Source organism: Camelimonas lactis (assembly GCF_004342915.1).
Classification (GTDB): domain Bacteria; phylum Pseudomonadota; class Alphaproteobacteria; order Rhizobiales; family Beijerinckiaceae; genus Camelimonas; species Camelimonas lactis.
Genome location: NZ_SLWL01000004.1, coordinates 271,773 through 283,839 on the forward strand (window position 1 = coordinate 271,773; position 12,067 = coordinate 283,839).

8 protein-coding genes are annotated in these 12,067 nt (G+C 67.8%); 3 read left to right on the forward strand and 5 right to left on the reverse strand.

Annotated features, from left to right (window positions below; all coding sequences use genetic code 11):
• Positions 1 to 229 precede the first annotated feature (229 nt).
• Positions 230 to 1,963: a sensor histidine kinase gene (locus EV666_RS07205; RefSeq protein WP_132005258.1), complete on the forward strand. Its 1,734-nt coding sequence runs from the start codon at positions 230 to 232 to the stop codon at positions 1,961 to 1,963.
• Positions 1,964 to 2,298: 335 nt separating this feature from the next.
• Here the strand turns inward: EV666_RS07205 and EV666_RS07210 are convergent, their stop codons facing one another.
• The 4 genes from EV666_RS07210 to EV666_RS07225 form a co-directional block, all read right to left on the reverse strand.
• The gene (locus EV666_RS07210; protein ID WP_132005261.1) at positions 2,299 to 2,475 is read right to left on the reverse strand and encodes a DUF1328 domain-containing protein; all 177 of its coding nucleotides are present in this window, start codon (positions 2,473 to 2,475) and stop codon (positions 2,299 to 2,301) included.
• 163 nt (positions 2,476 to 2,638) lie between these two features.
• Complete coding sequence (locus EV666_RS07215) at positions 2,639 to 6,187, reverse strand: indolepyruvate ferredoxin oxidoreductase family protein (RefSeq protein WP_132005264.1); 3,549 nt, start codon at positions 6,185 to 6,187, stop codon at positions 2,639 to 2,641.
• 197 nt (positions 6,188 to 6,384) lie between these two features.
• Positions 6,385 to 7,245, reverse strand: a complete 861-nt coding sequence (locus EV666_RS07220) for a fumarylacetoacetate hydrolase family protein (protein ID WP_132005267.1) — start codon at positions 7,243 to 7,245, stop codon at positions 6,385 to 6,387.
• Between the two features lie 103 nt (positions 7,246 to 7,348).
• Positions 7,349 to 8,380 (reverse strand): asparaginase, encoded by a 1,032-nt coding sequence (locus EV666_RS07225; RefSeq protein ID WP_132005270.1) that lies wholly within the window; start codon positions 8,378 to 8,380, stop codon positions 7,349 to 7,351.
• A gap of 377 nt (positions 8,381 to 8,757) precedes the next feature.
• Between EV666_RS07225 and EV666_RS07230 the strand changes: the two genes are divergently transcribed.
• Positions 8,758 to 9,504 (forward strand): proteasome-type protease, encoded by a 747-nt coding sequence (locus EV666_RS07230; RefSeq protein WP_132005273.1) that lies wholly within the window; start codon positions 8,758 to 8,760, stop codon positions 9,502 to 9,504.
• Between the two features lie 349 nt (positions 9,505 to 9,853).
• Here the strand turns inward: EV666_RS07230 and EV666_RS07235 are convergent, their stop codons facing one another.
• Positions 9,854 to 10,714 (reverse strand): MaoC/PaaZ C-terminal domain-containing protein, encoded by an 861-nt coding sequence (locus EV666_RS07235; protein ID WP_132005276.1) that lies wholly within the window; start codon positions 10,712 to 10,714, stop codon positions 9,854 to 9,856.
• Positions 10,715 to 11,041: 327 nt separating this feature from the next.
• Here EV666_RS07235 and EV666_RS07240 point away from each other — a divergent pair, with 327 nt between their 5' ends.
• Positions 11,042 to 11,974, forward strand: coding sequence for an IclR family transcriptional regulator (locus EV666_RS07240; RefSeq protein ID WP_132005279.1), 933 nt, complete (start codon positions 11,042 to 11,044; stop codon positions 11,972 to 11,974).
• Positions 11,975 to 12,067: the final 93 nt, after the last annotated feature.

Sequence of the window (12,067 nt, forward strand, 5' to 3'; positions counted from 1 at the left end):
TTTAACGAAGATGCGTCCACGTTTGCTGAAGACCGTGAGCGCGCCGGGGCGGCGCGGAGCCTGTGGGTCAAAATGCTTCAGCCTGGAAACGCGGCCGCGTCCCCGCGCACCTTGAGGACGTTTTCCCGGAAGGAATGCAATCATGGACATGTCGTGTCCTTCACCCTGACGGATTCTCCTCCCGCGAAGCAACGTTCACTTCGCCCGGGAATGGCGTAACGGAGACAGGATGCTGCGGGCGGCCAGCATACGATCGCGGTTGCTGACCCTGTTCGGGTTGGCGGTGCTGCCTGCCGTGGTCCTGGCCGCCGGTCTGACGTGGCATCTCTATCGCAGCGTCAGCGCGACCGTGGACGCATCCCAGCGCCAGGCTGCCCTCAATATCGCCAGCCTCGTTCGCGGCGCCCTCAATAGCGCCGACATCGTCGCGACCACCCTGCTGGCCTCCGCCACGCATGCGGGGGACGAGAAATTCTGCGCGTCCCTCCCCCATTATCGCAAGGTCAACCGGGAAGTTGTCGCCTACGGCTTCTTTCGCGACGGCCGGCTGGTCTGCTACGCCGGGGACCAGGCGGCGCTTGACGGCTTTGACCTGGCGGCGGTCGCTCCCGCCGCTCCCGCAGCCCCCCCATCCAGCCTGCGGGCGAACACCCGCCGGGAAACCATTCTCGCCAGCAGGACCCCGCCATTCCACCTTGGGGTGGCCTCGACGCTGGACGGGCCCGAAACCCTGCTCTCCGTCGTCTCCCAGGCATTCATGCGCGAATTGCTGGAGCGTACGCCGCAGGGGCGCGCCAGCCCCTTCGCGGTGATCGACGACAGGTTCCACATCATCGCCCACAGCGGCGAACAGGAGGACAACGGGTGGCTTCCCGCGAAGGAGAAGCTGTTCCTGGCCTCCCGTCATGAACTGGTGACGGGCAACGGGCGAAACGGAGACACCTACACCTACATCTCCATCCCCATCGAGCCTGGCGTGGCGCGCATCTTTTCGGCTAAGGAGAAGCCGGATTTCGGCCAGGCGGAGCAGCAACTCGTTGTCGGCCTCGCCGTGCCGCTGCTGATTTTCGCCATCGTCATGGCCGTGGCGTGGCTGGCCATCGACCGGCTGTTCCTGCAATGGATGCGACGCCTTGGCAGGACAGCGCAGCGGCTGTCATACGGCGACTTCAACGTGCGCGCCAGACTGCCCGACAGCGCGCCGCTGGAGCTCCAGCAATACGCGACGGCGTTTGACCAGATGGCCGAGGTGCTTGGGGCCAGAACGCGGGAACTGGCGACCGTGGCCAACCAGCGCAGCGCGCTGCTCCGGGAGCTTCACCATCGCGTCAAAAACAATTTCCAGGTCATCGCCAGCTTTCTGAACCTGACCAAGCGGCAGAAAAGCGGGGAAACCCATGAAGCCCTGGCCCTGGCCGAATGCCGGGTGCACGCCATGGCGTCCGCCTACAAGCTGGCCCTCGCCCATGGCGACATCAGGCTGGCGCCGCTGACGCCGCTGGTGCACGAGGTGCTGATGTATGTGCAGCAGGCGGCCGGGGCGCCCGCGGGGGTCGTGGCCGATTTCACGCCCGACGCGCAACATACCGAACAATATCTGGAACTGGACCGGGCTATCCCGCTGGCGCTGCTGCTCGTGGAGGCAATCTGGCCATTGCTGGCGGGCGGCAAGCCCGGCGTCAGCCAGGCGCAGCTTACCTTCACGCCCGAAGGCCGGGACGTGCGGCTGGTGATTTTCGCCCTGCGGGACAGCGGCGTCACGCCCTCCCGGCAGGGACTTCTGATGTCCCGCCGCCTGCAACAGGCTTTCATCAACCAGATCAACGCCCGCGAACTCGACGCCGCCGAACGTGACAGCGGCCCGGCCGCGGCCTCAGGCCACGCCGGCCCCAGCCCGCGCGTGGCGCTGGCGATCAGCGTGCCGGTGCATGTGGAAGATCATCCGCCGCCAGATCAGGCATAGCGCAAGGCCTGAATGCAACGGACCACGCCGCCCGCCACCGTGACGGCCTGGCGCGCAGGGGTCCGAATCGGGCGCAAGTTATTATTGTCAAAACTATTTTTTCGGGAACGACGTTTCTTGCACCGGGCTGAGGGGCCCGATTCCGCTTTTGCCGGCAAGTTCCTGGCTTCAGCTTCAGTTTGCCGTCTGGTCGCCGGGGCGGTGGCCAGCAGGGCCGGCGCGGTGTGATCAGTCCCCGGTACGGGTTTGCTGCCGGTCGCCGGTCATGCCTGCGCCCCGGACCGGCGCAGGCGGGGCGGAGGCCTGGCCCCCGGAGGGGCGGCCCCCGCCATGCTTCAGATGCCGGGATTGCGGCCACGCACAATGCCAGCCACGGCGGAAATGGCGAAGAGCACCAGCGCCACAAGGAAAATCAGCTTGGCGATCCCAACAGCCGTACCGGCAATGCCGCCGAATCCGAGAACAGCAGCGATAAGAGCGATGATCAGAAAAGTAATGGCCCAGCCAAACATGAACCTGTCCTCATACTGGCGTCACGCAATGCCGCGCGACTGGCGTTCTGTCTCAAAATAACGCCCCATCTGCTTCAAGGTTCCAGCGGCATCGGCAAAGCAAAACCGGCGCGGTGACGCGCCGGCCTTGTCAGGATGACCGGATATTGCTGCGGCAGAGCGCTTATTCAGCCGCCTGCGCCACCGGCGGCGGGTTGGCGAAAGCGGCGCGCAGCATCGCCTCGTTGGTTTTCGCGGCCTTGAGGTTGCGTTCCTTGATATGGCCGAAGCCACGGATCTGCTCTGGTATGGCGGCCAGATCGACGGCGACACCGTGGTTGGCTGGCGCCAGGTCGCGCAACACCTCGCGCAACATCGCCTCATAGTCCGTGATGAGCTGGCGCTCGGTGCGGCGCTCGTGGCTGTAGCCGAAGATATCGAGCGCGCCGCCGCGCAACCGCTTCATCCGCGCCAGCACGCGCAGCAGTGGCAGGACCCAGGGGCCGAATTCACGCTTCTTGAGTTCGCCGGTTTCCGGGTCACGCGGCGCGATCAGCGGCGGGGCCAGATGGAAGCGCAGGCGATAGTCGCCGTCGAACTGCTTGCCGAGCTTCTCCTGGAAAGTCCCGTCCGTATACAGGCGCGCCACCTCGTATTCGTCCTTGTACGACATCAGCCTGAAGAGGTTGCGGGCCACGGCGTCGGTCAGTGTCTGCCGGCCGGGAACGCGGGCCTGCTCGACGGCGCGCGTCTCATCGACCAGGGCCCGGTAACGGGCGGCCCAGGCGGCGTTCTGGTATGCGGTGAGGAACTGGACGCGCCGTTCAATCACCGCGTCGAGGTCAGGCGCCTCGGGCGCCGGAGGCGCCAGCAGCGGCCGGGCGATGCGCTCCACCGCATCCGGGTCATGGGCGGCGAGCCGCCCCCAGGCGAAGGCGCGCAGGTTCATGTCGACAGCGGCGCCGTTCAGCTCCACCGCCTTTTCAATCGACTCCAGCGACAGGGGCAACAGGCCGCGCTGGAAGGCGTAGCCCAGCATGAACAGATTGGTGGCGATGGCGTCGCCCATCAGGGCGGTGGCCAGATCGCTGGCCTTGACCAGATCAATGCCCTTCTCGCCGATGGCCTGGCGCAGCGCCCGCTTCATCTGGGCGTGCTCGAAATCCACATCCGGATTGATGACGAAGCCGGCGGTGGGCTGGAGATAATCGTTGACCACGGCGCGGGTGACGCCGGTCTCCATGCGTGACAGGGCGGCGGGGCTGGCCGCCACCACCATGTCGCAGCCCAGCACCAGGTCGGCGCCGCCGGGCGCGATGCGCACCGCCGCCAGGTCTTCCGGCTTCGGCGCCAGGCGCACGTGGCTCATCACCGCGCCATTTTTCTGCGACAGGCCGGTGAAATCCAGCACCGTGCAGCCCTTGCCCTCCAGGTGCGCCGCCATGCCGAGCAACGCGCCAACGGTGATGACGCCGGTGCCGCCGATGCCGGTGATGAGAATGCCATAAGGCTCGCCCAGCGGCTTCTGCCGCGGCGGCGGCAACGTCGCGAACGGATCGTCGGCTACGCTGGGTTTCGCGCCGCTTTTCGTCAGCTTGCGCAGGGAGCCGCCGTGGACGGTGACGAAGCTGGGGCAGAAGCCGTTGACGCAGGAATAATCCTTGTTGCAGTTGGACTGGTCGATCTGGCGCTTGCGGCCAAATTCGGTTTCCAGCGGCTTTACCGAGACGCAGTTGGATTTCACCGAGCAGTCGCCGCAGCCTTCACAGACCAGATCGTTGATGAAAACGCGCTTTTGCGGATCCGGCATCAGGCCGCGCTTGCGGCGGCGACGTTTTTCGGCGGCGCAGGTCTGGTCATAGATCAGCACGGTCACGCCTTCGGTTTCGCGCAACTCGCGCTGCACGTGATCGAGCTGGTCGCGATGGAAGGTTTTCGCGCCGGCCGGGAAGTAGCCGTTGGGCGGATATTTGTCCGGCTCGTCCGACACGATCACCAGGCGCGCAATCCGCTCGGCCGCCACCTGGGCGGCGATCTCGCCAACCGAATAGCCGCCTTCGGCGTGCTGGCCGCCGGTCATGGCGACCGCGTCGTTGTAGAGGATCTTGTAGGTGATGTTGACGCCGGCGGCCACCGCGGCGCGGATGGCGAGAATGCCGGAGTGGGTGTAGGTGCCGTCGCCGAGGTTCTGGAAGATGTGCGGTTCGGCGGTGAACGGCGCCTGGCCGATCCAGTTGGTTCCCTCCGCCCCCATGTGGGTGATGGTGGCGGTGCGCCGGGCCGGAATGTAGGAGGCCATGCCGTGGCAGCCGATGCCGGCCATGGCGCGCGAGCCCTCCGGCACATTGGTTGAGGTGTTGTGGGGGCAACCGGAACAGAAGAACGGCGTCCGGGCCATTTTGGTGGCCGGGGTCGCGCCCATCTGCTCAAAGGAAGCGAGGCGCGCCAGGCGTTGGTCGAGGGCCGGGTCCTTATGGCCCATGCGGCGCAGGCGCGAGACGATGGCGCGGGCCACAAGGGTCGGATTGAACTCGCCCTCGCTCGGCAGCAGCATGGCGCCGCTCTCGTCGCGCTTGCCGACGACCATCGGGCGATGGGCGGCGTCCATGTTGTACAGGTAGCGGATGAGCTGGTCTTCAATGAAGCCGCGCTTCTCTTCGATCACCAGCACGTCCTGCAACCCTTCGGCGAAGCGCAGCGCCCCTTCCCGCTCCAGCGGCCAGGTCAGGCCGACCTTGTAGATGCGGATGCCGAGAGCGCGGGCCTGATCGTCGGAGATGCCGAGGTCGGCCAGGGCCTGGCGGGCGTCGAGATGCGCCTTGCCGGTGGTCATCAGGCCAAGCCGCCCCGGCACGCCGGCGTCGCGGCTGTCGAGCACGATCTCATCGAACGGATTGGCGCGGGCGAAGGCGGCCACCGCCTCCATGCGCGGCCCGTGCAGGCGCGCCTCGGCCTCCAGCGGCGGATCCGGCCAGCGGATATTCAGACCGCCGGGCGGCATCTCGAAGTCAGTGGGGGTGATGATGCGGATGCGGTCGGGATCGACCCAGACCGACGCGGAGCTTTCCACCGCCTCGGAAATCGCCTTGAAGCCGACCCAGCAGCCGCTGTAGCGGGAAAGCGCGTAGCCGCGCAGGCCGAAATCCAGATACTCCTGCACATTGGCCGGATTGAGGATCGGCATCATCGCCGCCATGTAGACCTGCTCGCTCTGGTGGGCGAGCGTCGACGACTGGCAGCCATGGTCATCGCCGGCGATGGCGAGCACGCCGCCATATTTCGACGTGCCGGCGGAGTTGGCGTGTTTCAGCGCGTCCATCGAGCGGTCGACGCCGGGGCCCTTGCCGTACCAGACGCCGAACACGCCGTCGAATTTGGCGCCGGGAAACAGGCCGACCTGCTGGCTGCCCCAGACCGCCGTGGCGGCGAGGTCCTCGTTCAGGCCCGACTGGAAGGTGATGTTCTCGGCCTCAAGGAGTTTTTTCGCCTGCCAGAGGGCGTTGTCGTAGACGCCGAGCGGTGAACCGCGATAGCCGGAAATGAAGCCTGCGGTGTTCAGGCCATTGGCCAGATCCCGCTGGCGCTGCATCATCGGCAGGCGCACCAGCGCCTGGATGCCGGACAGGTAGATCCGTCCCGAGGGCTGCAGATATTTGTCGTTGAGCGTGACTTTTTCCAGCGGCGCGCCGCTGCCGGCGACAGGTGACGTAACGACGGAGGCGTCCGTGGCCATAGGCTTCCACCCTTTTTCTCGGGCGGCCTGCATGGCGGAACGTTCCTGACCAGACTGTCGCGATCTATCCGGCCCCGGAAAATCTCCTGCCCTGGCCACCGCTCATGGATGGAATCTAGAAACCCTCCAATTTACTGTCAATGTCGTCATGGCGGCGCCCCCAGCCCCGCCATGCGGCCAGCGCAGGCCGGCGCGGATCAGGCCGCCGCCTGGCGGGAAGCGTCGCGCACGTTCAGGTCCTGCACGCCAAGGCCATCGATGCCCAGGGTCATCCGGTCGCCGGCCTTCAGGAATAGCGGCGGCTTGCGGCCCATGCCGACGCCGGGCGGCGTGCCGGTGGCGATGACGTCGCCAGGGCGCAGGTCCATGAACTGCGAAATGTAGGAGACGATGAACGGAACGCGGAAAATCATGTTCTCCGTATTGCCGGTCTGCATGCGCTCGCCATTGAGATCGAGCCACATGGCGCGGCCATTGGCGTCGCCCAGTTCCTCGCGCGTCGCCAGCCATGGGCCGAGGGGGCCAAAGGTCGGCGCGCCCTTGCCCTTCATCCACGTGCCGCCGCGTTCGTTCTGCCAGGCGCGCTCGGATATGTCGTTGCACAGGCAGTAGCCGGCCACGTGATCCAGCGCCTCCGCCTCGTGAACGCGGGAGCACGGAGAGCCGATCACCACCGCCAGCTCCACCTCCCAGTCGGTTTTGGTCGAGCCTGGCGGAATCAGCACATCGTCATGGGGACCGATGATGCAGGACGGCGCCTTGCTGAACAGGATCGGCTCCGCCGGCGGCGTCAGGCCGGCTTCGGCGGCGTGATCGGCGTAGTTGAGGCCAACGGCGATGAAATGCCCGACGCCGCCAACGCAAGGGCCAAGGCGCGCGCCAGCCGGCGCAAGCGGCAGGGCGCCGGCATCAAGCGCGCGCAGGCGGTCGAGGGTCGCCGGGTCGAGGGCGGCGCCGTTGATATCGGCGATGACGCCCGAGAGATCGCGAATCCGGTTTTCGCTATCCAGCAGGCCTGGCCTTTCGGCGCCTGGCTCTCCAAACCGCACAAGTTTCATGGCGTTCCCCGTATCCACACATCACTGGCGCGCCTTCACGCGCGGCCGGAGCCTGGCAGGGCGTGCGCCGGCGGGCAAGCGCTCCGGCGTTCATCCGGGCAAGCTAACCGCCGCAAGCGGCGAAGGCAGCCCTGATCTGCCCGGCGTCAGCGCCGGCGCGCAGCAGCAGTTGCAGCAGCAGCCGCGCTTTCAGGCCGGAGAGCATGCCGGCGCCGATGACGCCGCGTTGCAACAGATCAATCTCGGAGCCTGGATAGCCATAGGTAGCGCTGAACACCGGCCCGGCGCTGACCCGTGAGCCAAGAATCACCGGCATGCGGGCGGCGACCCGGGACACGAGGTCGGCGAGGCGCTCCGGCACATGGCCGGCCCCGGCGCCTTCAATCACCACGCCGGCGAAACCAAGTTCCGGCGCCGCCGCCAGCAACCGGCCGTCGTCGCCAAGGCCGATGCGCAGCAGGGCCACGGCCGGCGGGGGCGCTTCCACCGCCAGGTCCGCCAACAGCTCTTCCGGCGCGCGCCCCAGCAATCCGGCGAGGACCGGCGGCGCGGCCGGACGCAGCAGGATGCGGACCCGACCCTCGGCGACAAGGCCAAGGGGGCCGAAACCGGGAGAAACAAAGGCGGAGGTCAACGCCGTATGCCCCTTCTGCACCAGCAGGGCGGCGTGAATCTCATCGTTCAACACCACCACCGGGCCAAGGCCGTGAGCCGCCGGCGCCGCCGCGACGGTGACGGCGGCCAACAGGTTGGCCGGGCCATCGGCCCCCGCCGTGGCGGGCGGGCGCATGGCGCCGGTCACCACCACTGGCTTGCCGGCGGGAAGCAGCAGGCTGAGAACGAAGGCCGTTTCCTCAATGGTGTCCGTGCCCTGCGCGATCACCACGCCGTCGACGTCGCCCGCCAGATGCTCGCGCGCCAGCGTGGCCACGGCGGTGAGGTCGGCCAGGGTCAGCGAGGCTGACGGCTTGCGGGCCAGGGCGACCGGAATAACCGACGCCGCCGCCATCAGGCCGGGAACGGCGGCGGCCAGATCCGCCGCATCGAGGGTCGGCGCGACGCCGGCGCCATCCGCGCGCGGGGTCATGGCGATGGTGCCGCCGGTGGCGATCAGCAGGACGGTGGGCCGCTTCATGTGTTGCGCCTCGTGACGTAAGCGCGCCGTGGAATCACGGCGTCCCACCGGGCACATAGCATCATTTGGAACCGGCATCCGGCCCAGAAAACGGACAGGCAGGCTGCGGCGCGCGTGTTTTTTCGGCCTCACCCCTGCCCTGCTGGAGCGGCGCGGGGTCCAGCCAGGCGCAGCCGCCTGGCCTGGCCCCATCGCCTCCGCGGTTGGGGCCGGATTGCCACGGCGCCGCGCCGATCCGCGCGGGCGCGCCGGCAGCGACACGGAAGGTCTTGACGCGGCGCTTGCCGTCCCGCAGGCCTCGCGGCGGACCCAGTCCTGAATTTGCCTGCCGGGAACCCGCCCCCCGGCGCGGGGGTGGGCCAGCCGGAGAGTCCCCGATGACCTATTGCGTCGGACTGCTTGTCCAGAGCGGCGTCGTCATGATCGCCGACACGCGCACCAACGCCGGCATCGACAATGTGTCGACGTTCCGCAAGCTGCATCTGTTCGGAACAAAAGGCGAGCGGGCCATCGCCATCGCCTGCGCCGGCAATTTGTCGATCTCCCAGTCGGTGATCGCCATGGTTTCCGAGGGCCTGGTCAACCCAGAAACCGGCGAGACCGAGCGCATCGAGGACATGCCGAGCATGTTTCGCGCGGCGCAACTGGTGGGTTTCGCCGTGCGGCAGATGCGCAAGCAGCTGGGCGAGGCGCTGGAGGACGCCGGCCTGCCCTTCGACGTCGCCTTCCTGCTCGCCGGTCAGGTCGCCGGCCGGGAAATGCGCATGTACATGATCTACGCCGCCGGCAACTTCATTGAATGCGGCCGCGACAGCCCGTTCCTCCAGATCGGCGAGCACAAATACGGCAAGCCCATCCTCGACCGCTCGGTGCAGTGGGAAACGACGCTCAACGACGCCATCAAGCTGGGCCTGCTGTCGATGGACTCAACCCTGCGCTCCAACCTCGGCGTCGGCCTGCCGCTCGACATCGCCGTGATCCCGCGCGACGCGCTGGCGATCACCATCAGCCGCCGCATCGAGAACGGCGACCCGTACTTTCGTAATCTGAGCGAACGCTGGTCGTCGGCGCTGCGCGCCGCGCACATGGACATTCCCCCGCCGCCGTGGGGCGTGGACGGCTGAGGGGCGCAGGCAGGGAGCCGGGACCGGTTTGCCCCTGACCGAGGTCAGTTGTTCCACCCAGTTGTCCGCTCTCCACTGGCCGCCGTCAGCCAGGCCTGTCCCGGCCATCCCGCAAGCGACGCATCGGCGGGGGCGCCGCGTCCCGGATGTGAGGACGTGAATGCCCACAACAGGCGCGGGCATGACGGGCCGGGGCGTTCGCGGCGGGCGGCGGTTTGCCGCTCCTGACGTCGTGCGCCGGGGCTGGAAGGCCGGCCAGACGCGGGAGCGCGGCGTCCGAACAGGAGCCGCCACGCTGGCGAGCCGACGGGCGCCTCACCTGACCAGCGCGCCCCGTCTTCCAGACGTCTCAGGCCAGCTCGGCGTAGCCGTTGTTGATCACCACCACGTCGCGCTCCTGCACGCGGGCGCGGAACGAGACGGAGCCGTTGTCGCCGCGCCAGATCTCGGTGACGATGGTTTCGCCCGGATACACCGGCGAGGTAAAGCGCACGTCCATGCGGCGCAGGGAATCCGGATTGGAATCGCCCACCGCCTGGAGCAGCGCCCGGCCAACGACGCCATAGGTGCACAGACCGTGCAGGATCGGGGCCCTGAAGCCGGCGCCGGTCGCCACCTTCGGGTCGGCGTGCAGCGGGTTGTAGTCGCCGGAGAGACGGTAGATCAGCGCCGCCTGCGGCAACGTCGGCAGGGCCAGGGTGATGTCCGGGGCGCGATCGGGGATCTGGTGCGGGGTCGGCGTCGGGCCGGACTTGCCGCCAAAGCCGCCATCGCCGCGCAGGAAGCTGGAGCCGGTGACGCGGCACAGCAATTCGCCGGTGGCCTTGTCGATGATGTCGCGGTCGGAATACAGGATCGCGCCCTTGCCCGGGCCCTTGTCGATGATGTCGGTGACGCGGGTGCGGCCAATCACCGTGCCGGAGGCCGGCAGCGGCCTGAACACCTGCAGCCCCTGCTCGCCGTGCAGCACCTTCGTCCAGTCAACGCCCGTGCCCGGATCCTTCAGCCAGAAACCCGGATAACCCAGCACCACCGCCATGGTGGGCAGCGCCCGCAGACCGTCCTCATAAACAAAGCGGAGCTGGCTCTCGTCCAGCGGGTCGGAGCCGACGCCGAGGCCGAGGGCGTAAAGGATCGTATCGCGCTCGGTATAGGTGTGCTCCAGATCCTTGAACGGCCAGTTCAGGAGGTGATCCGGGTCAATGGCCATCTGCGTTTCCTTGTCTCGTTTCTGGTTGGACCGAAGCGTTTTCATGCGGAGCAGGCGTCGCCCCGCGCGCAGAAAACGCGTTGTTTCAACAACATGGAGCAAATTTTCGCTTTAGCGCGCGCGCATTTTGCTCCGGCCAAATGGCTGTCGCTGGCAACTTGTCATAGGGCTCCGCGTCCCGCAATCTGCGAAAATGGTTTTTGCAGAATTGCGCGGGGGCAGGTAGAGCGTCCTGCGAGCGGGCGGCCAGGTCCGCGTGATAGTCCTGATTTTGCGGCGCCGCGCTCCGTTTCCGCCTGGCCCGCGCCCTGACGCCGGAGCGCTGTCATGTCCGACGCCAACCAGTCCCCCGCCGCTTCCACCGCCGACGCCGCGCCCATGGCCGATGACGGAGCGGACACAGCCGGAACGCCCCCTGCGGCAGTCCGCAAGCCGGCGGCCCGCTCCGCCACCCGGCGCCCGCGCGATACGGATGGCGCGGACAGCGGCCGGCTGTTTGTCACCGCCCTCGCCCGCGGCCTCGACGTGTTGTCGGCGTTCCGCGCCTCCGATGGGCCGCTGGGCAACCAGGAGCTGGCGGAGCGCACCGGCCTGCCCAAGCCGACCGTCTCGCGCATCACCCACACGCTGATGGAGATGGGCTATCTCAGCTACAATCCGCGCCTGGCCAATTATGAACTGGGCGGGCGCACACTGAAGCTGGCCTTCACCGCGCTGGAGCGCCTCGACATCCGCCGCATCGCCCGGCCGCTGATGCAGGAGCTGGCCAACAACGGCGACATGAACATCTCGCTGACCCTGCGCGAGCGTCTTTCGGTGATCTGCATCGAAACCTGTGAGGGGTCGGCGCTGATCGGCCTGCGCCTGCCGGTGGGCGCGCGCATGCCCATCGCCACCACCTCCAGCGGCAAGGCCTGGCTCGCCGGGGCGACGCCGGAGGAGCGCGCCGCCGTGCTGGATGAGCTGAAGCGCCAGAAGCCGGCCGACTATCCCAAATTGCGCGACGCCGTGGCGGCGGCCGTCGCCGAGGTGCGCGAGAAGGGTTTTTGCACGTCGATCGGCGAATGGCAGCGCGACATTAACGGCGCCGGCACGCCGATCATCCTGCCCAATGGCCGGGGCGTTTACGCGCTTGGTCTTGGCGGCCCGGCCTATCTGCTGGGCGAGCAGGACATCAACGACCGCTACGGCCCGATGCTGGCGCGCACCGCCCGGGCCATCGCCGACCAGCTGGGCGGCGTCATTCACCCGCCGGAGTAGGCCCAGGCAACCGTCGCCGGCCAGGCTCCCGTCCCACGCCCGCCTCCTGCGCGGCTGGCCCCCTGCCTTGCCGGCCTCCTGCCTTGCCGGCCT

Excerpts from the sequence above, each read along its gene's own strand:
- EV666_RS07225 (WP_132005270.1), bottom strand. The coding sequence starts at position 8,380 with ATGAAGCGGCCCACCGTCCTGCTGATCGCCACCGGCGGCACCATCGCC.
- EV666_RS07220 (WP_132005267.1), bottom strand. The coding sequence starts at position 7,245 with ATGAAACTTGTGCGGTTTGGAGAGCCAGGCGCCGAAAGGCCAGGCCTG.
- EV666_RS07230 (WP_132005273.1), top strand. The coding sequence starts at position 8,758 with ATGACCTATTGCGTCGGACTGCTTGTCCAGAGCGGCGTCGTCATGATC.
- EV666_RS07210 (WP_132005261.1), bottom strand. The coding sequence starts at position 2,475 with ATGTTTGGCTGGGCCATTACTTTTCTGATCATCGCTCTTATCGCTGCT.
- EV666_RS07215 (WP_132005264.1), bottom strand. The coding sequence starts at position 6,187 with ATGGCCACGGACGCCTCCGTCGTTACGTCACCTGTCGCCGGCAGCGGC.
- EV666_RS07205 (WP_132005258.1), top strand. The coding sequence starts at position 230 with ATGCTGCGGGCGGCCAGCATACGATCGCGGTTGCTGACCCTGTTCGGG.
- EV666_RS07240 (WP_132005279.1), top strand. The coding sequence starts at position 11,042 with ATGTCCGACGCCAACCAGTCCCCCGCCGCTTCCACCGCCGACGCCGCG.
- EV666_RS07235 (WP_132005276.1), bottom strand. The coding sequence starts at position 10,714 with ATGGCCATTGACCCGGATCACCTCCTGAACTGGCCGTTCAAGGATCTG.